Genomic DNA, 19,550 nt, shown 5'->3' on the forward strand with positions numbered 1-19,550 from the left:
TCCTGCGCTCCTACGCTTTAGCAGTTTACAGCAAGTTGGCATCCTTAAGAGCCTGTTTCACAACAGGTTGCGCTGTTGCACTTAATTCGGTTAACGGTAGACGAAGTGTACCATTATTAATCATTCCAAGCTGCAATGCTGCCCACTTAACTGGAATTGGGTTAGCTTCTACAAACAACTTTTCATGAAGAGGCATTAACTGTTGGTTGATGTGCTGAGCTTGCTCAAAATCACCATCTAGAGCAAATTGGTACATCGCAGCCATTTCTTTCGCTGCAATATTGGTTGTCACAGAAATCACTCCATGACCGCCTTCAGCCATAAACTCAATACCAGTCGCATCATCGCCGCTTAGTTGGATAAAGTCAGGGCCACAAAGTTCCCGAGTTTTCTTCACTCGCGCTAAATCAGCGGTCGCATCTTTAATGCCGATAATATTATCTAACTTAGCTAAACGTGCAACGGTTTCAGGTAATAGGTCAACTCCGGTACGGCCTGGTACATTATAAAGAATTTGCGGAATCTCTGTCGCTTCTGCAATCGCTTTATAATGCTGATACAAACCTTCTTGAGTTGGCTTATTATAATATGGTGTCACGCTTAGGCACGCAGCAACGCCTGTACCAGCGAACAGTTTCACCATAGTAACAGCTTCATGAGTTGCATTAGCGCCAGAGCCTGCAATGACAGGGATTCGACCATTGGCAAACTCGATAGTTTTTAATACAACTTTAATGTGCTCATCAACGGTTAGTGTTGCTGACTCACCTGTTGTACCGACGGCCACAATGGCTGTAGTGCCCGCTGCAATATGATATTCAACCAATGACCTTAAATTGTCATAGTCAACTTCGCCTGCCGCATCTAATGGCGTAATAAGCGCTACTATGCTTCCTGAAAACATGACTATTTATCCCCTTTGACTGATACCCAAACCATTCTCAGTTTGAACTTATGTTTATAAAAATACTTTGGGTATATCCCATCCATGGTACTTTTGCCTGTAGATAAACTCAAGCATACAAGGAGGTTAACGATTTGATGAACCATGTTTATCGAAATTACACCACTTTTTGGCTTATTCTTTAATCACATCACAAATTTTAAGCTCATTCTCTTAGCTCTTGATAAGATGCTAAATACCTCTTTCTCATCGGCTTGTCTGTGCTACCATGACAAAATAAGTCAATAACATATGTGTATTAGTATGGAACATTACCTTGTTATCACTGCCGTGGGTACCGATAGACCGGGAATCACAAATGAAGTGACCCAGCTCGTAACTCAATGCGGCTGTAATATTGTCGATAGCCGAATTGCTCTATTTGGTTCCGAATTTACGCTTATCATGCTGTTATCTGGCAACAACAATGCAATAACTCGGGTCGAATCAACTTTACCGCTTAAAGGTCAAGAGCACGATTTGATCACGGTCATGAAGCGAACTAATAAGCACAAGCCCCGCTTTTTCCCTTATACCGCCGATTTCTATATTGAAGCCCGCGATACTCCGGGGCTCATTGAGCACTTTACCAAGTTTATGGCTTCTCGCCAGCTTGATATCTCATCATTGAGTGCTCATACCCAAGAAAATCAAGATCCTAGTTGCGATTTTGATACGCTCATTCTACAAATTTACTCGAATCTGCCAGAGAGCTGTAATACCGAGTTTCTTGAGCAAGAATTTCAAGCGCTATGCCACCAACTAGAGGTGATCGGTTCCATTAATATTACCGAACACCAACAAATTCATAGCGATAATTAAAAAGTCAAAGAAAGGAAGTTTTCCACCATGCAAACATTAACAGCAGGTACTCCAGCGCCGCAATTTAGTTTACCTAATCAAGATAATGAGATGGTGAGCTTAAGTGACTTTAAAGGCAAAAAAGTCTTAGCTTATTTTTACCCAAAAGCGATGACTCCGGGCTGTACGGTGCAAGCTTGTGGACTGCGTGATAGCAAGAGTGAACTGGATGCTCATAATGTTGTGGTTCTTGGTATCAGCATCGATCCCGTTAAGCGTCTGCCTAAGTTTATTGAACGAGACCAGCTAAACTTTACCCTACTTTCTGATGAAGACCATGCAGTTGCCGATCAGTTTGGAGTCTGGGGCGAGAAGAAGTTCATGGGCAAAGTGTACGATGGTCTACACCGCATCAGCTTCTTAATTAATGAAGATGGCGTGATTGAGCATGTGTTTAATAAATTTAAAACCAAAGATCACCATGAAGTGGTTCTAGGCTACCTGAATAGCAAGTAATTTAGATTTTTATCACAGGGGCTATTAATGATTGCCCCTTATTCTGCTTAAAGCTTTTATTCATAACATTTGTAGTTATTTCTATTTATCCAAACTTATCTAATGTTTCACTTTGTATTTAACCTTTTGACTAGGTGAGAATAATGAATTTGAGCGATCCGAATGATGTATTGAATTTATTCAATACCTTGATAATGAAGATTGTTGAGGAAACTAAAAAACCCACAGAAAATTTAGACTTAAACGAGCGCTTCTATAAGCAGAATATGGGACAAATTGCTCAGATAGACGTATCAATTCTTTATCTACGTTTGTCTTCTATCTTCGAACAAATCAACGAATTGAAAACAACCATAGCCTTAGAAAATGAACTTCATACTTGTCAATCTGATTATCAAACTCAACTACGACAGTTTTGCGATGATTATCAGGATATTGTAAATGTTGCGTCATCTATAAAGAGTTGTTTAGACCAACGGTCTGGTCTACTTGGTTTTTTCAAGGGATATGGTAATCCGATCGAAACAATATTAAGCGGTAAAAGCTATCAATTAAACTACCAACAACTGCGTAGCAAATTTTCTTATCATGCGGTGGTTCTTCAACAATCTGAAAAGAAAATGTTGAATGTTATCGCAAAGGATTTAGATGATTTTATGGTTAGCTTTATTCGGTGACATAAATGTTCCATCCGCTACAAAATTCTTAGTCACGCTTGGATTTTCTATATTTAAACTTATTTATTAGTCGCTAAATTAGTAAAGCAATTGACTTTCTTCTGCTCAACTTCGTGCAGCCTTTTCGTCTGGCATATTTATACTCCAAGTTTGTTCGCTACTGGATCGCTTCCAAATAAAGTATGTACCACAGATAATAGTTCTATGCTAAAAAGAAAAGCACTACAAGACCCTGAGGTAAAGGAAGCTTATGACGATCTAAGTGCTGAGTTTGAATTGATCAGTTCTTTGATTTCGATGAGAGAACAATCAGGCTTAACTCAAGATGAAGTTGCAGCCAAAATGGGAACAAAAGCCCCAAACATTTCACGCTTAGAATCTGGACGCTCAAACCCTAGTCTAAAAACATTAATCAGTTATGCTCAAGCATGTGGGTTTAAACTCAATCTTGGTTTTAAACATATCTAATAAGCTTACCTTCAAAAGGTAAAACGAGCGACATGATACGATCAACACAAAAAAACCGAGGGATCTCATCAATCCTCTCGGTTCTTTGTTCGCTATTGATCACCTACAAGCGTAATCAAATATTGAAAATCACGACTTAGCGGAATAGTCAGAACTTATAGGTTCAAGATCAGGCAATGCGCCCCACACCGCTTTCACCAATGTTGCTAATGGAATAGCAAAGAACACACCCCAGAAGCCCCATAAGCCACCAAATACAAGTACCGCGACAATGATTGCAACAGGATGTAGATTCACCGCTTCTGAGAACAAAATCGGCACTAATACGTTACCATCTAGAGCTTGAATGATGCCGTAAGCAACCAGCAACCACCAAAACTCTGGTGTTAGTCCCCACTGAAATAATGCCACCATCGCCACAGGTACGGTAACTGCTGCTGCACCAATGTAAGGGATCAGAACCGATAAGCCCACCAGCACACCAAGTAATACCGCATACTGCAAACCAAGCAGGACAAAAGTGATATAACTGACAATACCAACAATAAAGATTTCAGTTACTTTACCGCGAATATAGTTTGAGATTTGCTCATTCATCTCAACGCCCACTTTACTGGCAAGGCGACGGTTTTTAGGTAACAGGCCACGCAGCATATTGAGCATTTCTTCTTTATCTTTTAATAAGAAGAACACCAACAGCGGCACTAAAATTAGGTACACCCCTAACGTTGCCAAACTCACTAAAGAAGAAAGAGAACCTTTAACTACGCTTTCACCCAAGCCAAGCACTTTACCTTTTAGGGTATCCATAAACATACCAACCTGGTGCGGCTGCACAAATTCAGGATAGCGTTCAGGCAAGCTTGAAATGTAGTTTTGGAAACCGTTAAACATATTCGGTACATCTGCCAGCAAGTTACTGACCTGATGCCAAATAGTTGGAACCAAACCGAAGATTGCCATTACCATAAGGCCAGCAAACAGAACGAGCACCACAGCCACGGCAATGGTTCTTGGCATACCCAAACGGTTTAAGCGCATTACCGGCCATTCAAGCAGATAGGCAAGCACAATCGCAACCAGTAAAGGCGCAATTAAATGGCCGAAAAAGTAGATAGTTAAAAAACCACCTAGAAGAATCATCACCAGACTGACAGCATGTGGGTCTGAGAATCGGCGCTTATACCAGCGATTAAGCATGTCGATCATAGTTAGGAGTTGTCCTTTGAAACTTGAATAATGAGCTTATCTTGAGTGTCCGTTATTATCGTCACTACAACTTGTTGTTCCGTTAAGAAGCGCAGGATATCGCGCCTTGAACCAGAATCAGCAATAGAAAGTTGTAAAGATTGATGAATGCCTAAGGTATGGAGAGCACGTTTAGCAAGTAAAAGTGCCATAGGACAAGAAGTTGTCGTCAGATCTAACTCTTCCATTTGCATACTGACAATTAAGATTCATCGGGTTATTGTATACTTAAATGGCTGCAATAAGCGAGATGTAAGCCAAATCGCAGCTTAACAAAAGCGTGTTTTTGCGGGTAAGCTCGGAAACCTGTTCTGTATTTTGTTGTCTTAATTTTAATTAATAATAAAAATCAACAAAATCAATACACTATTATATTTAAGGCGGTTTATAGGGATCATGTTTCGATTAAAGAAAGCTCCAGTGTACACCCTGATCACCAGCTTACTATTAGGCTCTGTACCCAATATTGCGCTGGCAAGTAACAGCATCATGCTGCCAGACATGGGGACAACTGCCGCCTCAACCTTAACCATAGATAAAGAACTTGAGTATGGCGATGCGTATATGCGGATGCTGCGCTCAAGTAAACCTATTATTAACGATCCGGTATTAACTGAATATGTGCAGGATCTCGGTCATAAGTTAGTGGCCAATGCCAGCGATGTACGCACCCCATTTACTTTCTTTTTAATTCGCGACAAAGAAATTAACGCCTTTGCTTTTTTTGGTGGTCACGTAGCCATTCATTCTGGCCTATTTCTTTATGCGCAAAACGAAAGTGAATTGGCCTCGGTTCTGGCACACGAAATTGCTCACGTTACGCAGCGTCACTTAGCCCGTAGTATGGAAGAGCAAGCCAAACGATCTCCTGCTACGATGGCGGCGTTAGTCGGTTCATTAATGTTAGCCATTGCCTCACCAGAAGCTGGTATTGCAGCAATGCAGGCAACCACAGCGGCATCAATGCAGGGGCAGATTAACTATACCCGTAGTAACGAAAAAGAAGCAGATAGAATCGGAATTGCTACGCTAGCAAAAGCAGGATTTGATCCTAAAGCCATGCCACGATTTTTCGAGCGATTAGCCGATCAATATCGCTATGTCAGTAAGCCACCACAAATGCTACTGACTCACCCATTACCAGAGTCACGTATTACCGATAGTCGTCAACGTGCCAGCCAATATCCTACGGTTCGGCTGCCACCATCAGAAAACTATCTACTGGCTCGATCACGCATTGTCGCTCGCTACGCTAATTTTAGTGAAAATGCAGCACTCGCTTGGTTTGGTCATCAATTGAAAAAATTCCCTGCTCAACGAAAAGAGCTCAACTATGGTAAAGCGCTCGTCTATATTGATAATGGCAAATACAAAGAAGCAAACGGATTGCTCACCCCGCTGCTTGCCGCAGAGCCTAATAATCCGTTTTATATTGATGCCATGACAGACCTTGACCTATATCAGCAGAAGTTTACCCCTGCGATTCAACGTCTAAAAACAGCCATTGAGCAAAATCCAGATAGCACAGTGCTGCGCTTAAATTATATTAATGTGTTGCAAGAACAAGGCAAATATCAGCAGACTATTCCACTGTTAGTTCGCTATACCTATGACCAACCTGACGATATTAACGGTTGGAGTATGCTAGCCAAAGCCTTCGCCAAAACACGTCAGCGTCCAAGCGAACTTGCAGCCTTAGCCGAAATTTATGCTCTGCGAGCGCAGTGGGATAAAGCCATTACGAACTATATGCAGGCCAGCCAATTGGCTCCGCTCAACTCTATGGATCAAGCGCGTTTTGATGCCAGAATTGACCAATTGCGCCGTGCCAAAATGACATTTGATAATTTAAAAAACTAAGGAAGAGTATGTCAGTTACGATTTATCATAATCCTCGTTGCTCTAAGAGCCGCCAAACTTTGGCATTACTGGAAGAACAAGGCGTAACCCCAGATGTTGTCAAATACCTTGACACACCACCGAGCGTTGATGCCTTAAAAGCTCTATTTACTCAACTGGGTTTTGCTCAGGTTCGCGATATGATGCGCACCAAAGAAGATATCTACAAAGAACTCAATCTGGGTGATGCAAGTATTACCGATGAGCAATTGTTTGAAGCCATGCACAGTCATCCAAAACTGATTGAACGTCCAATTGTGGTGAACAACAACCAAGCGGCAATGGGTCGTCCACCCGAGAACGTATTGAGCGTACTATAGATGCTAAAAATTCTGATCTTGTATTACAGCCAACACGGTAACACACGTCAGTTGGCACGACATATCGCCCGCGGCGTTGAACAGATTGCAGAGTGCGAAGCTGTTTTACGCACGGTTCCGACGTTAGAAAATGGTCAACTGCAACAACAGAGCACTACCGACCCTTTTGTCTGTAAACAAGATCTAGAGCAGTGTGCAGGGTTAGCTTTAGGCAGCCCTGTCCACTTTGGTAATATGGCAGCGCCACTGAAATGGTTTATCGACTCCACCAGCAGCCAATGGTTAGCTGGCACCTTAATTGATAAGCCAGCCTGTGTTTTTACCTCATCCAGCTCTCTTCACGGAGGGCAAGAAACCACACTACAATCGATGATGTTACCGCTGTTTCATCACGGAATGATGGTATTAGGATTACCTTATAGTGAGCCCGCCCTGCATCATACACAAGCAGGTGGCACGCCTTATGGTTGCTCTCATGTTAATCATGGGATTCGTCAATTGGACTCTAGCGAAATTACACTAGCACAAGCGATGGGAAAGCGCCTGGCTCAAACAGCGAAAAAACTGGCTTTATAATTACTGTTATTTTTGATCAACCAGCAACAAGGAGTGTTTGATGGTTAATCTTACTGATTCAAGTCGCCGTTGGTACTACCTTGCCTTTAGTACCCATTTGGGATTGCTTCTTTGGGTGATCATTTGGCAATTCTGGCTCTCACCTCATCCTCATTTCAATGCCATCACTATGACTTTGCTTTGGGTCGCACCGCTATTACTACCGATCAAAGGTATGCTAAAAGCCCAACCTTATACCTTTGCTTGGGCCAATTTCATTTTGATGCTCTATTTTCTTCATGCTCTCACTTTACTGACATTAGCAGGAGAGCAAATTTTTGCGGCTGTTGAATTAGGATTATGCTTAGGGGCTTTTGTCGCCAATATTGTCTTTGCCCGTATCCGTGGTCGAGAGTTGAAAACTCACTTACCACGCCTATCTCAAGTTGAGAAAGAAGAGCAAGAGCGTTTTTCAAGTCACTCTCAGTACTAACAGTTAACACAAGCAAATAGAAATATAGAAATCGCTAATACAAAAATGGCTTGCGATATCACAAGCCATTTTAATATTTGAACTCTATTTACTGTAATGATCTTTTATTACAGTTGATATAACTAGTTCCAAATAAAGGTATTTTCAGGCGCTATCTGTAAAGTCGGTGCGGTTTGAGTCGCCGTTATATCTACCTGATTAGGATCGGTTGCAGTATCGACCGGAGTGGGTGCCTGAGTATTAGCTTGATAAGCTTGAACATGACGATTATTCATCAGCTCACGGCGAAATGCATCTTCAGAGCCCAATAGATTCACATCAAAGATCACCTCATCACCCTTTAATTGCACAACATTAACAGAACCTACCGTGGTCATTTGCTCAAGCAGACGCTCTAAACTGAAGAAATCGTCACTGCTGCGAATATTATGTACCGCAATATCAAAATCGCCCGCCGCTTTGGTACCTGACTGTACTGCGTATTTCTGAGCTAAAGCATCAGCAACTTGGTTGATCATTTTATTTGCCGCACTGCTATCACTACCGATAGCCGTACCAGCTAAAGGAGCAGAAGTGTTTGCTGCAAGATTATTGATATTTTGCGTAAATAGCTGCCATTTCAGTGCAATTTGACCATTATCAGCAGCTTGTTCTTGCACTAATAAAATCGCATCAGGGTGATAACGTTGACTTGCTTTGGTTATTGGATCAGCAAATCCACCCCAAAGATCTGATGCGCTAATAGCAGTCACATCGTCAAAATCGCCAATCGGTAGAGTCAACGGAAGACCGCGTTCTTTCGCCATTTGACGCATATCGGTAAGTGCAGCATTCGAGCTTTGATCCCAAACAATTTGACGATCTTGGTGCGCATCATCAACCATCCAAACTAACACATTTGGACGCTGATTCCAGATAGGAGCACGAGCACTACTTAATAACTTTTGAATATCACTCTGACTAAAAGCCAAGTTTAACACTCGTTGCCCTTGCTGTTGAGCGTAACCGTACTGGCTAATATAGCTGTCAGGCTTTGCCATCGCTTTTTTGATATAGCTATTTTTTGCAATATCACGCTGGCCAGACACCTTAATCAAAACCTGCTCTAACCCCTGCTGGCGTGCTTGAGTATCGGCTTGCTGATCATTACTTGGCAATACTACCTGCGCGTTATACAGATCAGTTACTGTTGCAGCTTTTAGCGGAAGTGCGATTACCGCAAGCAACAGAAATAAAATTCGCAACATATATTTTTCACTTCTTATAATGATAGATAGCGCTAACGCCATCCTAACCTTTTATCACTGGCGCTAATCATACCAATAGCGTCGCTTGGTGTAATCGGACAAATAAAAATAAATCATACAAGTTAAACAAAGGTTGAATTTCATCCCATTTCCTCGTTATTACTATATACCCAAGTGACTTCAAGATGCAGGATTCAGAGCGTTGTCACTGATTCAAGTTCAAGACAAACAATGCAGTGTAATAGCTCGCTATTTCCAAATTGTTTGACGATGAAATTGTGTCTGTGACACGCTCCCAAAGGGCGAGTTAATTTGCTTCACATACTGCGTTAACGATTTTTAATTTAGAGCCACTAGATCTTCAAATCGTTGCCTTGCCTGTAAACCAAATTATTCTCGCTGAACCTCGCATCTTGAGGTTACTTGTGTATATCCATTTAATTGCATACAATTTACAAAACAACATTCGTGCCAGTATCCAAATTTTTTTACTTTTCACTCTAGGTAATCGATTGCATCTGTGATAGCATTCCGCGATTTTTATTTTTGATAGGTGGAAAACGACATGTTGCAGGTCTTACAAGGCGCACAGATGCTATTCGTCGCATTCGGTGCATTGGTTCTTGTCCCTCTTTTAACCGGACTCGATCCTAACGTTGCCCTCTTTGGTGCTGGTGTGGGTACCCTCCTTTTCCAACTTATTACTAAACGTTCTGTTCCTATCTTCCTCGCTTCTTCCTTCGCTTTTATTGCTCCTATTCTTTACGGTATTCAAACTTGGGGTGTTCCTAGTACCCTTGGTGGTTTAATGACTGCAGGTGTGGTTTACGTCATTCTTGGTGGAATCATCAAAGTACGAGGCGTAGGTTTTATTCATAAACTATTACCGCCTGTCGTTGTTGGTCCTGTCATTATGGTGATCGGTCTTGGTCTTGCCCCTTCTGCTGTCAATATGGCAATTGGTAAAACAGGTGATGGTGCGGCTCAACTGATTAACCACGATACAGCTCTTTGGATCTCCGCTATTTCCCTTCTTGTAACAATCACTTTAAGCGTATTTGCCAAAGGCATGCTGAAACTGGTACCGATTATGGGTGGTATCGTTGCCGGCTATGTAACCAGCCTTTTCTTCGGGGTCGTTGATTTTGCTCCGGTTCGTGAAGCCAGTTGGTTAGCACTTCCTAACTTCACCTTCCCAGAATTTAACATCAATGCGATGCTATTTATGATTCCGGTTGCGATTGCTCCAGCGGTTGAGCACGTAGGTGATATGTTGGCTATTTCGAATGTGACCGGAAAAGATTATCTGAAAAAACCGGGCCTACACCGTACTATGGCGGGTGATGGTGTTGCGACAATCTTTGCATCTATGTTTGGAGCACCGCCAAATACCACTTATTCAGAAGTAACAGGTGCGGTAATGCTAACTCGCGCATTTAACCCTGTAATCATGACTTGGGCTGCAGTAACTGCGTTAGTTTTAGCTTTTGTGGGCAAGCTTGGCGCTATCTTACAAACTATTCCTGTGCCTGTAATGGGTGGCATCATGATCTTACTGTTTGGCTCAATTGCCACAGTTGGTCTCAATACTCTGATCAAAAACCAAGTAGATCTGCACAAAGCACGTAACCTTGTTATTGTGGCGGTAACTTTGGTATTTGGTATCGGTGGTATGGCATTTGGTATTGGCGAGTTTAGCCTACAAGGTGTTAGCCTATGTGGTATCGTTGCGATTTTGCTAAACCTTGTACTGCCACACGATTTAGGTGAAAACCACGTGGTAGATAATGCTCAGATGGAAGAAGCGGCTATCGAGCCAGAACACAAATAATTGAATCATCACTCGGCTATTTATAACGACTTATAGCAACGCGTTATACAAAAACGGCAACCATTTGGCTGCCGTTTTTTATTATCTATCGTCTGTTATCAATTACTGCTCTGCTTTTTTACGAGTAAACAGTTTGGTAATTAAAACAAAGAATAATGGCACGAAGAAAATCGCCAGCACAGTGGCCGAAATCATACCGCCCATTACCGATGTACCAATCGCATGACGTGAGTTAGCGCCCGCACCAGAACTCATAACCAGAGGTAATACCCCCAAAATAAAGGCCAGAGAAGTCATGATGATTGGACGTAGACGCATACGACACGCTTCGACCGTTGCCTCAATCAGTCCCATCCCTTTCTCATGCAGCTCTTTAGCAAACTCTACAATCAAGATGGCATTTTTCGCCGCTAAACCAATTGTGGTTAACAAGCCAACTTGGAAATAGACGTCGTTTTCAAGTCCTCTAAACATAGTGGCAGCAAGTGCACCGAGTACACCAAGCGGAACAACTAAAATAACCGCAATAGGTACCGACCAGCTCTCATATAACGCGGCAAGACAGAGGAATACAACTAGCATTGATAGCGCATACAACATTGGCGCTTGAGAACCGGCTAAACGTTCTTGGTATGACATACCCGTCCAGCTTACAGTTATACCTTCTGGTAACTTAGAGGCGATTTGTTCAATTGCCGCCATCGCTTCACCCGTACTGTATCCCGGTGCCGCTTCACCTAAGATCTCAAACGACGAGTTACCGTTATAACGGGCTAATCGTGGTGAACCAAAGCCCCAGTGCGATTGGCTAAAGGCACTAAATGGCACCATTTCACCTTTATTATTTCGCACATACCAATCACTGATATCTTTTGGAGACATGCGATAAGGAGCATCTGCCTGAACATACACTTTCTTAATACGACCACGATCAATAAAGTCATTGACGTAACTTGAACCCCAAGCAATCGACAATGTTTTATTAATATCGTTAATATCAATACCTAGTGCTTTGGCTTTTTCATAGTCTAAATCGATAAAAAATTGTGAGTTATCTTCAAGACCATTCGGACGCACTTTTTGTAAAGCAGGATTTTGATTGGCCATACCAAGCAACTGATTACGCGCTTGTAGCAATTTCTCATGACCAAGGCCGGCACGATCTTCTAAGAAAAAGTCAAAACCAGAAGCCTGACCCAGTTCTCGAATAGCAGGTGGGTTAACGGCAAAGATCATCGCATCTTGATTGTCTTTAAAATGGATCATGGCACGTTTAATAATGGAATTTACATCGGTTCCGGGCGCTGTTCGCTCAGACCAATCTTTTAACCCAACAAACGCCATACCCGCATTTTGTGCCTGACCAACAAAACTAAAACCAGAGACAGTAAAGACAGACTCTACAGTTGATTTTTCTTCGGTTTCGAAATAATGCGTTACCTCATCCATAACCTTTTGCGAACGCTCTAAAGAAGCACCCGGCGGTAGCTGCACCATCACCATAAAGTTACCCTGATCTTCATTGGGTAAAAATGAGCTTGGAATAGATTTAAACATCCAGCCAATCACAGGTAGCAGAAGCAAGTAGACAATGACAAAGCGACCAGAGCGCTTTAGGATCCCAGCAACAGAACTTTGATAACCATTTGCGGTACGATCAAAGATTCGGTTAAACCAACCAAAGAAACCTTTTTTCTCTCCGTGATCCGCATCTCCAGCTTTTAGCATCGTAGCACACAGGGCTGGAGTTAAAATCATCGCAACAAGAACAGACAGCACCATAGCCGCTACAATGGTTAACGAGAACTGACGATAAATCGCACCTGTTGAACCTGTCATAAAGGCCATAGGGACAAATACCGCAGAAAGAACCATAGCAACACCCACCAGTGCGCCACTGATCTGCCCCATGGATTTCTTGGTCGCTTCAACAGGTGATAAACCCTCTTCGCTCATCACACGTTCAACATTTTCTACCACAACGATGGCATCATCCACCAGCAAACCAATCGCCAACACCAAACCAAACATGGTTAAGGTGTTAATGGTGAAGCCACAAGCGGCCATAACACCAAAAGTACCTAACAACACAACAGGTACTGCGATGGTTGGAATTAAAGTAGCGCGGATATTCTGTAGGAACAGGTACATAACTAAGAAGACCAAGACAATAGCTTCAAACAGAGTTGAAACCACTTCTTCAATCGACAGCTTCACAAATGGATTGGTATCCATCGCCTTATACATTTTAAGGCCTTGTGGGAAGTTAGCCGAAAGTTCTTCTAATTTCGCATCAACCGCTTTTTGGGTATCGAGCGCATTGGCACCTGTTGCTAATTTAATACCGATACCAGAGGCTGGTTTACCATCAAAGCGGGTAATAAAGTCCGAACTTTCACCGCCAAGTTCAACACGAGCGACATCTTTAATGCGAATTTGAGAACCGTCTTTGTTTACTCGCAATAAGATGTCTTTAAATTGCTGAACGCTTTCAAGACGGTTACGAGCGGTGATCGTTGCATTGATCATCTGCCCTTTTACCGCTGGCGCACCACCAATTTGGCCCACTGTTACCTGAGTATTTTGCTGTCTGATTGCATTAACAATATCGATAGGTGTTAAGTTATAGCTATTCAGTTTGGCTGGATCGAGCCATATACGCATCGCATACTGAGTACCGAACACCATCACATCACCAACACCTGCAACACGGCTAACAGGATCTTTCACTCGTGAACTTACATAGTCCATGATGTCTTGACCTGTCATGCTGTTATCGGTTGACACAAAGGCCGTCACCGACATAAAGCTTGAAGTACTCTTACGCACGCTGATACCTAACTGTTGTACCTCTGTAGGTAACTGGCTAGTTGCGCGTTGTAAGTTATTTTGCACTTGTACTTGAGCAATATCAGGGTCGGTTCCAGCTTCAAAGGTTAGAGTGATTGATGCATTACCCGATGAATCACTGGTTGAAGACATGTACATTAAGTTATCAAGGCCTGTCATGTTCTGCTCAATAACCTGAGTCACACTGTCTTCTACGGTTTTTGCTGATGCACCTTGATAAGTCGCACTAATTTGGATTGCTGGTGGAGCAATGGTTGGATACTGGGCAACAGGCAATGTTAAGATCGCCATCGTACCTGCCAACATAATAATAATCGCGATCACCCAAGCAAAAATTGGGCGTCCGATAAAAAATCTGGACATACTATTCCTACTGGGATTAACCGTGATTCACTTTAGCTTGAGAAGGTGCGGATGTTTGAGTCGTAGCCGCTTGGGTATCATCTGCCGTAATAGCCACTTTCATACCCGGTTTAATACGCATTAGGCCACGTGAGATCACTTGATCCCCAGCATTTAGACCGCTAAGTACTAACCAATCACTTTTGATCGACTGACCCACATTAATGGCTCGACGCTCTACTTGGTTTTGTGGATTAACAACATAAACAAAGGCTTTACCCTGCTGATCGCGTTCAACACTTTGTTGTGGAACCAACAGGCTTGTTTGTGCCATAGGCTGAGGAAGTTGAGTACGAACAAACATACCCGGCAATAATTCATTATCTGGATTTGGCACAATGGCGCGCAGAGTTACGCTGCCTGTTGATTCGTCAACAGTAACGCCCGAGAATGCCAATTTACCTTTATGACCATAGACAGAACCATCTTCTAACTTCACAGTGACGGGTAATTTACCATTATCATCAAGTTTATTGGCCATGCCCCGCTTGAGTTTGATCATTTGCGTCGACGATTGCGTCATATCAACGTAAATAGGATCTAACTGCTGAATTGTAGTTAAGTAATTAGCTTGATTTGCAGTAACCAATGCCCCTTCTGTTACTTCAGATAAGCCGATACGACCAGAAATAGGAGCCTTTACTTTAGTATAAGAGAGCTGGATTTTTGCGTTATCTAAATTTGCTTGAGCAACACCAACCTGAGCCTTTGCTTGCTGCCACTTTGAATAAGCGGTATCAAAATCTTGTTGACTGATCAGTTTACGTTTCACCAAGTCGGCATAGCGTTGCTCAGTTTTATAAGCGCTAGAAGCATCGGCTTTCGCTTTATTCACTTCAGCAACAGCACTATTAACAGCAGCTTTGTATGTAGCAGGATCAATTTGATACAGCACATCGCCTTCTTTTACATCACTACCTTCGGTAAAAAAGCGATGCAAAATAATGCCTGAAACCTGAGGACGAACTTCTGCAATCTTAAATGCAGAGGTTCGCCCCGGTAGTGCCGATGATAACTGGATTGACTGTGGCTCCATGGTTACCACACTCACCTTGGGTGCACTTCCCGCCATGGCCGCCTGCGGATTAGCGCCTGTATTTGATTCATTACATCCGGTTAGCGCCAAAGCAACGCACAAGGATACACAACGCAACGAGATATTAGGTTTGCGCATAAAGACTTTCACCATTTTAAACTGTTTTGTGATTTATTTATGATTATCCCCGTACTTTATACGATATAAGCCAAACCAATACTTAACAGTGTTAACAAAAAATGATGCATACAGACATATACCCATTAGGTAAAATGATTTAAAAACATAAACCATTAAATACAATAATGAATGATGAGAAGAAAATTGAGTTAGTAAAAGAGCTGGCTCGACTGATGATGGTGACTCGTTCACAAATTCAACAGCAGATGAAGCGTCATGATCTTCCTTGTAATGTTGAATCTGTTCGAACGCTTGATGAGCTACTCAACCATCCGGGGATTAATAGCCATCAACTGTGTCAATTAACTGGATTTGATAAAGCTCACATAGCAAGAAAAGTAACTGAATTTGAACAGAAGCAGCTGGTATATCGCCAAAAAGATCAAAAAGATAAACGGATAACCCAACTTTATCTGACGGCTGAAGGAATGGACGTTGCGCGCTGTTGTATTACATTGAGAAACCAGACTGTTTTAGAGTTAATGGCAGGTATTCAACCTAACGCGTTAGAAAGCTTAAATATTTTTCTTGAGAGTTTTAAAGCAGAAAATCAAAAGTGAAACCAAGAAAAAAGCCGAACCTCAATAGGCTCGGCTTCAAAAATTAAATCAGTTGTAATAACTTATTTAGTACCAAAGATCTTATCGCCTGCGTCACCAAGACCAGGAACAATATAACCCTTGTCATTTAGCTTCTCATCAATCGCCGCTGTGTATAGCTCGATATCTGGGTGTGCTTTTTCAAGTGCAGCAATACCTTCAGGTGCAGCAACAAGAACAAGAACTTTAAACTGCTTACAGCCGTGCTCTTTTAGTAGATCTAGAGTTGCGATCATTGAGCCACCCGTTGCTAACATAGGGTCAACAACCAGAGCAATACGCTCATCAATATTTGAAGCCAGCTTGTTAAAGTATGGTACAGGCTCTAGAGTCTCTTCATCACGGTAGATACCAACAACACTGATACGTGCACTTGGCATATGCTCAAGTACGCCATCCATCATGCCTAAACCAGCACGTAGAATTGGTACTACAGTTACTTTTTTACCTTTGATCTGATCAATTTCAACTTGACCATTCCAACCTTCAATAGTAACCTTTTCCGTTTCGAAGTCTGAAGTCGCTTCATAAGTCAGCAAGCTACCTACTTCCGTTGCTAATTCACGGAAACGCTTAGTGCTGATATCGCCCTCGCGCATAAGACCAATCTTATGTTTAACCAGTGGGTGTTTAACCTCAACGACTTTCATGCCTGACTCCTAAGCAAACTCTGTATAAAAAAATCGCGATATTATATACCAATTTATCACTAGACTGGTAGCCCGATTTAATCGTTTGCTTAACTTTTGCACAACTGAAAAAATTGACGCAAACGTTTTCCTTTACGCCACATCTGCTGTTATCATACTGCCAGATTTTTTCTTTAATACGTTGAGGGACCCTCCTGTGAGCGACAAAAACTCTTCTCTTAGTTACAAAGATGCTGGTGTTGATATCGATGCAGGCAATGCATTAGTGGATCGTATTAAAGGCGTAGTTAAGCGCACCCACCGTTCGGAAGTGATGGGAAATATAGGCGGTTTTGGTGCTCTGTGTGCCCTACCAACTAAATATAAAGAGCCTGTTTTGGTATCAGGCACTGATGGGGTTGGCACAAAACTTCGTCTTGCAATGGATCTAAAACAACATGACACCATTGGTATCGATCTAGTGGCAATGTGTGTAAACGATCTGATTGTTCAAGGTGCTGAGCCACTCTTTTTCTTAGATTACTACGCAACAGGTAAATTGGATGTTGATACTGCTGCAAGTGTTGTAACAGGCATCGGTGAAGGTTGTTTGCAATCTGGCTGTGCTCTTATCGGGGGTGAAACAGCAGAAATGCCAGGCATGTATCATGGTGAAGACTATGATGTCGCTGGTTTTTGTGTTGGTGTGGTCGAGAAAGCTCACATCATTGATGGCACAAAAGTTGCTGCGGGTGATGCGCTAATTGCAGTAGGTTCTAGTGGCCCTCATTCTAATGGTTATTCATTAATTCGTAAGATTATTGAAGTATCACAAGCCGATCTTAACCAAGAGCTACATGGTCGCACTTTGGCTGAGCACCTACTTACTCCAACAAAAATCTATGTTAAATCAGTCCTTAACCTGATGGAACAGTGTGATATCCATGCGATTTCTCATATTACAGGCGGTGGCTTCTGGGAAAATATTCCACGAGTACTGCCTGACAATACGAAAGCGGTCGTTGATGGCAGCAGTTGGCAATGGCCGGCAATCTTTAATTGGCTACAAGAAGCCGGTAATGTTGATACTTACGAAATGTATCGTACCTTTAACTGCGGCGTAGGTTTAGTTATTGCTCTTCCACAACAACAAGCACAGCAAGCGATTGATATCTTAAATGCACAAGGTGAAAACGCTTGGCTATTGGGCCATATTGATCAGGCCACTGATGGTGAAGAGCAGGTGGAGATTCGCTAAGCCATGAAAAATATTGTGGTCTTGATTTCAGGTAATGGCAGTAATTTACAAGCTATTATGGACAGTTGCGCTAATGGCACGATTAAAAATGCTCGTGTTGCAGCCGTAATTGCCAATAAAGCTGATGCCTATGGTTTAACACGCGCCCAGCAAGCAAATATTGATGCTGTCACTTTGTTGGCTTCAGATTTTGCCGATCGCCAAGCTTATGAGCAAGCATTGGCAAAGACCATCGATGGTTATCACCCTGATGTAGTGGTGCTCGCAGGATTTATGCGAATATTAGATTCTGCGTTTGTTCACCATTATCAAGGCCGCATATTTAACATCCACCCTTCACTCTTTCCAAAATATCCGGGGCTTAATACCCACCAGCGAGCTCTGGAAGCAGGTGATAGTGAACACGGCACTACGGTTCATTTTGTGACCCCAGAGCTTGATGGTGGCCCTGTTGTATTGCAGGCCAAGGTCCCCATTTTTCCACAAGATAGTATTGCGGAAATTGAACAGCGAGTTCAACAGCAAGAATATGCTATCTATCCATTGGTTATTAATTGGTTTTTAAGCCAACGGTTAGTAATGGATGAAGCGGGAAAAGCGCTATTAGATGGACACAGCTTACCTCTAAACGGCTATGCCAGTGATGACTGATGTAAACAATAACTATCATCCAAGATAAGCATCAAGAGCAAGCCTAAAAAGCGGCGTAAAGAACCAATAATATAAATAAAAACGGCTGAGTTTATGCTCAGCCGTTTTTCATTCTTTCGATTTTGCCATTAAGCTTGGGCTTGATAAACAACTTCACCAAAATAGAAGACGTTAAACTCACCCGGTTGCATTTTATGCCACTGTTCATTATTGGTTAGAGGCTGAGTAGCAATCACAGTTACAACATCATTTGGCGTAGTCTCTTGCTGAAAATCAATCGTAACATCTTCATCGATTAATGATGCACAACCAAATGGTGCCCGACGGGTAATACTATGTAAGTTGTTAGTACAGAAAGTAAGTACATACTCACCATCACTCAACAGCATATTATAAACGCCTAATTGACGTAGTCGCTCACAGCACTGATGAATAAACGCAAACGCCTCCGCCATATCCTGAGGTGGTTTAGGATATTTAGCTTCAACTTGATTAAGCAACCAACAAAATGCAATCTCACTGTCGGTATCGCCTACCGCCTGAAAACGCCCCGTATCTAAAGCATCATATCCTGTTAATTGACCATTATGGGCAAAAGTCCAATAACGCCCCCATAACTCACGGGTAAAGGGGTGGGTATTTTCAAGATTGACGCCACCGCGGTTCGCTTGGCGAATATGGCTGATCACAGCACAGCTTTTTATCGGATATTCTTGCACTAATTCGGCAATACGAGACTGACAACTTGGGTTTGGATCTTTAAAGGTACGGAAACCCTTTCCTTCATAAAATGTAATACCCCAACCATCGCGATGTGGGCCAGTATTACCACCACGCTGCATTAACCCAGTAAAACTAAAACAAATATCCGTTGGAACATTGGCACTCATGCCAAGCAATTCACACATAATAAGCGATACCTACAACTTACTTTGCCCTTTGGCTTA

At 42.4% G+C, this 19,550-nt stretch carries 20 protein-coding genes; 12 read left to right on the forward strand and 8 right to left on the reverse strand.

Annotated features, from left to right (window positions below):
- Positions 1 to 25 precede the first annotated feature (25 nt).
- Positions 26 to 904, reverse strand: a complete 879-nt coding sequence (dapA, locus tag CTN07_RS17455; protein WP_005298025.1) for a 4-hydroxy-tetrahydrodipicolinate synthase — start codon at positions 902 to 904, stop codon at positions 26 to 28.
- A gap of 303 nt (positions 905 to 1,207) precedes the next feature.
- Here dapA and CTN07_RS17460 point away from each other — a divergent pair, with 303 nt between their 5' ends.
- The 4 genes from CTN07_RS17460 (at position 1,208) to CTN07_RS17475 (ending at position 3,405) form a co-directional block, all read left to right on the forward strand.
- On the forward strand, positions 1,208 to 1,765 hold the full coding sequence (locus CTN07_RS17460; protein ID WP_005298023.1) for an ACT domain-containing protein: 558 nt from the start codon (positions 1,208 to 1,210) through the stop codon (positions 1,763 to 1,765).
- Positions 1,766 to 1,792: 27 nt separating this feature from the next.
- Positions 1,793 to 2,260: a thioredoxin-dependent thiol peroxidase gene (gene bcp / locus CTN07_RS17465; protein ID WP_036763345.1), complete on the forward strand. Its 468-nt coding sequence runs from the start codon at positions 1,793 to 1,795 to the stop codon at positions 2,258 to 2,260.
- A gap of 143 nt (positions 2,261 to 2,403) precedes the next feature.
- Positions 2,404 to 2,937 carry a hypothetical protein gene (locus tag CTN07_RS17470; protein ID WP_036763336.1) on the forward strand — a complete coding sequence of 178 codons (534 nt, stop codon included), beginning with the start codon at positions 2,404 to 2,406 and terminating at the stop codon, positions 2,935 to 2,937.
- A 204-nt stretch (positions 2,938 to 3,141) separates the two neighbouring features.
- The gene (locus tag CTN07_RS17475; RefSeq protein ID WP_036763334.1) at positions 3,142 to 3,405 is read left to right on the forward strand and encodes a helix-turn-helix domain-containing protein; all 264 of its coding nucleotides are present in this window, start codon (positions 3,142 to 3,144) and stop codon (positions 3,403 to 3,405) included.
- Positions 3,406 to 3,534: 129 nt separating this feature from the next.
- On the opposite strand, the gene CTN07_RS17480 is transcribed toward CTN07_RS17475, so the two are convergent.
- Positions 3,535 to 4,614 (reverse strand): AI-2E family transporter, encoded by a 1,080-nt coding sequence (locus CTN07_RS17480; RefSeq protein ID WP_005298020.1) that lies wholly within the window; start codon positions 4,612 to 4,614, stop codon positions 3,535 to 3,537.
- A 2-nt stretch (positions 4,615 to 4,616) separates the two neighbouring features.
- Positions 4,617 to 4,841 carry a sulfurtransferase TusA family protein gene (locus CTN07_RS17485; RefSeq protein ID WP_157132356.1) on the reverse strand — a complete coding sequence of 75 codons (225 nt, stop codon included), beginning with the start codon at positions 4,839 to 4,841 and terminating at the stop codon, positions 4,617 to 4,619.
- Positions 4,842 to 5,049: 208 nt separating this feature from the next.
- On the opposite strand from CTN07_RS17485, the gene bepA reads away from it, so the two are divergent.
- From bepA to CTN07_RS17505, 4 genes are read left to right on the forward strand one after another with little or no spacing between them, the layout of a single operon-like run.
- Positions 5,050 to 6,513: a beta-barrel assembly-enhancing protease gene (gene bepA, locus CTN07_RS17490; RefSeq protein WP_005298019.1), complete on the forward strand. Its 1,464-nt coding sequence runs from the start codon at positions 5,050 to 5,052 to the stop codon at positions 6,511 to 6,513.
- Positions 6,514 to 6,521: 8 nt separating this feature from the next.
- Positions 6,522 to 6,872 carry an arsenate reductase (glutaredoxin) gene (gene arsC / locus CTN07_RS17495; RefSeq protein ID WP_036763328.1) on the forward strand — a complete coding sequence of 117 codons (351 nt, stop codon included), beginning with the start codon at positions 6,522 to 6,524 and terminating at the stop codon, positions 6,870 to 6,872.
- Positions 6,873 to 7,448: an NAD(P)H:quinone oxidoreductase gene (wrbA, locus tag CTN07_RS17500; RefSeq protein ID WP_005298017.1), complete on the forward strand. Its 576-nt coding sequence runs from the start codon at positions 6,873 to 6,875 to the stop codon at positions 7,446 to 7,448. It abuts the gene before it with no gap.
- Positions 7,449 to 7,488: 40 nt separating this feature from the next.
- The gene (locus CTN07_RS17505) at positions 7,489 to 7,920 is read left to right on the forward strand and encodes a DUF2069 domain-containing protein (protein WP_036763327.1); all 432 of its coding nucleotides are present in this window, start codon (positions 7,489 to 7,491) and stop codon (positions 7,918 to 7,920) included.
- Between the two features lie 122 nt (positions 7,921 to 8,042).
- On the opposite strand, the gene CTN07_RS17510 is transcribed toward CTN07_RS17505, so the two are convergent.
- On the reverse strand, positions 8,043 to 9,167 hold the full coding sequence (locus CTN07_RS17510; RefSeq protein WP_036764833.1) for a DUF2066 domain-containing protein: 1,125 nt from the start codon (positions 9,165 to 9,167) through the stop codon (positions 8,043 to 8,045).
- A 565-nt stretch (positions 9,168 to 9,732) separates the two neighbouring features.
- On the opposite strand from CTN07_RS17510, the gene CTN07_RS17515 reads away from it, so the two are divergent.
- Positions 9,733 to 10,998, forward strand: coding sequence for a uracil-xanthine permease family protein (locus tag CTN07_RS17515; RefSeq protein WP_036763326.1), 1,266 nt, complete (start codon positions 9,733 to 9,735; stop codon positions 10,996 to 10,998).
- A 102-nt stretch (positions 10,999 to 11,100) separates the two neighbouring features.
- Here the strand turns inward: CTN07_RS17515 and CTN07_RS17520 are convergent, their stop codons facing one another.
- Together CTN07_RS17520 and CTN07_RS17525 are read right to left on the reverse strand one after the other, a co-directional pair.
- Positions 11,101 to 14,211: an efflux RND transporter permease subunit gene (locus CTN07_RS17520; protein WP_005298015.1), complete on the reverse strand. Its 3,111-nt coding sequence runs from the start codon at positions 14,209 to 14,211 to the stop codon at positions 11,101 to 11,103.
- Positions 14,212 to 14,227: 16 nt separating this feature from the next.
- Positions 14,228 to 15,424: an efflux RND transporter periplasmic adaptor subunit gene (locus CTN07_RS17525; protein WP_005298013.1), complete on the reverse strand. Its 1,197-nt coding sequence runs from the start codon at positions 15,422 to 15,424 to the stop codon at positions 14,228 to 14,230.
- 167 nt (positions 15,425 to 15,591) lie between these two features.
- Here CTN07_RS17525 and CTN07_RS17530 point away from each other — a divergent pair, with 167 nt between their 5' ends.
- Entirely contained in the window at positions 15,592 to 16,026 is a 435-nt protein-coding gene (locus CTN07_RS17530; protein ID WP_050787747.1) for a MarR family winged helix-turn-helix transcriptional regulator, read from the forward strand.
- A gap of 62 nt (positions 16,027 to 16,088) precedes the next feature.
- Here CTN07_RS17530 and upp read toward each other — a convergent pair whose 3' ends face one another.
- The gene (upp, locus tag CTN07_RS17535) at positions 16,089 to 16,715 is read right to left on the reverse strand and encodes a uracil phosphoribosyltransferase (RefSeq protein WP_005298011.1); all 627 of its coding nucleotides are present in this window, start codon (positions 16,713 to 16,715) and stop codon (positions 16,089 to 16,091) included.
- 196 nt (positions 16,716 to 16,911) lie between these two features.
- Between upp and purM the strand changes: the two genes are divergently transcribed.
- Positions 16,912 to 17,952: a phosphoribosylformylglycinamidine cyclo-ligase gene (purM, locus tag CTN07_RS17540; protein ID WP_005298008.1), complete on the forward strand. Its 1,041-nt coding sequence runs from the start codon at positions 16,912 to 16,914 to the stop codon at positions 17,950 to 17,952.
- Positions 17,953 to 17,955: 3 nt separating this feature from the next.
- A complete protein-coding gene (gene purN / locus CTN07_RS17545) occupies positions 17,956 to 18,603 on the forward strand; it encodes a phosphoribosylglycinamide formyltransferase (RefSeq protein WP_005298006.1) in 648 nt (215 codons plus the stop codon).
- A 128-nt stretch (positions 18,604 to 18,731) separates the two neighbouring features.
- Here the strand turns inward: purN and CTN07_RS17550 are convergent, their stop codons facing one another.
- Positions 18,732 to 19,511 (reverse strand): class II glutamine amidotransferase, encoded by a 780-nt coding sequence (locus CTN07_RS17550; protein ID WP_005298005.1) that lies wholly within the window; start codon positions 19,509 to 19,511, stop codon positions 18,732 to 18,734.
- Between the last annotated feature and the right edge of the window lie 39 nt (positions 19,512 to 19,550).

The sequence above is a fragment of the Photobacterium damselae genome (assembly GCF_003026815.1).
Lineage (GTDB): Bacteria > Pseudomonadota > Gammaproteobacteria > Enterobacterales > Vibrionaceae > Photobacterium > Photobacterium damselae.

Bases quoted from the DNA above. Each gene is read 5' to 3' on its own strand.
- dapA (WP_005298025.1), bottom strand. From the start codon at position 904: ATGTTTTCAGGAAGCATAGTAGCGCTTATTACGCCATTAGATGCGGCA.
- CTN07_RS17460 (WP_005298023.1), top strand. From the start codon at position 1,208: ATGGAACATTACCTTGTTATCACTGCCGTGGGTACCGATAGACCGGGA.
- bcp (WP_036763345.1), top strand. From the start codon at position 1,793: ATGCAAACATTAACAGCAGGTACTCCAGCGCCGCAATTTAGTTTACCT.
- CTN07_RS17470 (WP_036763336.1), top strand. From the start codon at position 2,404: ATGAATTTGAGCGATCCGAATGATGTATTGAATTTATTCAATACCTTG.
- CTN07_RS17475 (WP_036763334.1), top strand. From the start codon at position 3,142: ATGCTAAAAAGAAAAGCACTACAAGACCCTGAGGTAAAGGAAGCTTAT.
- CTN07_RS17480 (WP_005298020.1), bottom strand. From the start codon at position 4,614: ATGATCGACATGCTTAATCGCTGGTATAAGCGCCGATTCTCAGACCCA.
- CTN07_RS17485 (WP_157132356.1), bottom strand. From the start codon at position 4,841: ATGGAAGAGTTAGATCTGACGACAACTTCTTGTCCTATGGCACTTTTA.
- bepA (WP_005298019.1), top strand. From the start codon at position 5,050: ATGTTTCGATTAAAGAAAGCTCCAGTGTACACCCTGATCACCAGCTTA.
- arsC (WP_036763328.1), top strand. From the start codon at position 6,522: ATGTCAGTTACGATTTATCATAATCCTCGTTGCTCTAAGAGCCGCCAA.
- wrbA (WP_005298017.1), top strand. From the start codon at position 6,873: ATGCTAAAAATTCTGATCTTGTATTACAGCCAACACGGTAACACACGT.
- CTN07_RS17505 (WP_036763327.1), top strand. From the start codon at position 7,489: ATGGTTAATCTTACTGATTCAAGTCGCCGTTGGTACTACCTTGCCTTT.
- CTN07_RS17510 (WP_036764833.1), bottom strand. From the start codon at position 9,167: ATGTTGCGAATTTTATTTCTGTTGCTTGCGGTAATCGCACTTCCGCTA.
- CTN07_RS17515 (WP_036763326.1), top strand. From the start codon at position 9,733: ATGTTGCAGGTCTTACAAGGCGCACAGATGCTATTCGTCGCATTCGGT.
- CTN07_RS17520 (WP_005298015.1), bottom strand. From the start codon at position 14,211: ATGTCCAGATTTTTTATCGGACGCCCAATTTTTGCTTGGGTGATCGCG.
- CTN07_RS17525 (WP_005298013.1), bottom strand. From the start codon at position 15,424: ATGCGCAAACCTAATATCTCGTTGCGTTGTGTATCCTTGTGCGTTGCT.
- CTN07_RS17530 (WP_050787747.1), top strand. From the start codon at position 15,592: ATGAATGATGAGAAGAAAATTGAGTTAGTAAAAGAGCTGGCTCGACTG.
- upp (WP_005298011.1), bottom strand. From the start codon at position 16,715: ATGAAAGTCGTTGAGGTTAAACACCCACTGGTTAAACATAAGATTGGT.
- purN (WP_005298006.1), top strand. From the start codon at position 17,956: ATGAAAAATATTGTGGTCTTGATTTCAGGTAATGGCAGTAATTTACAA.
- CTN07_RS17550 (WP_005298005.1), bottom strand. From the start codon at position 19,511: ATGTGTGAATTGCTTGGCATGAGTGCCAATGTTCCAACGGATATTTGT.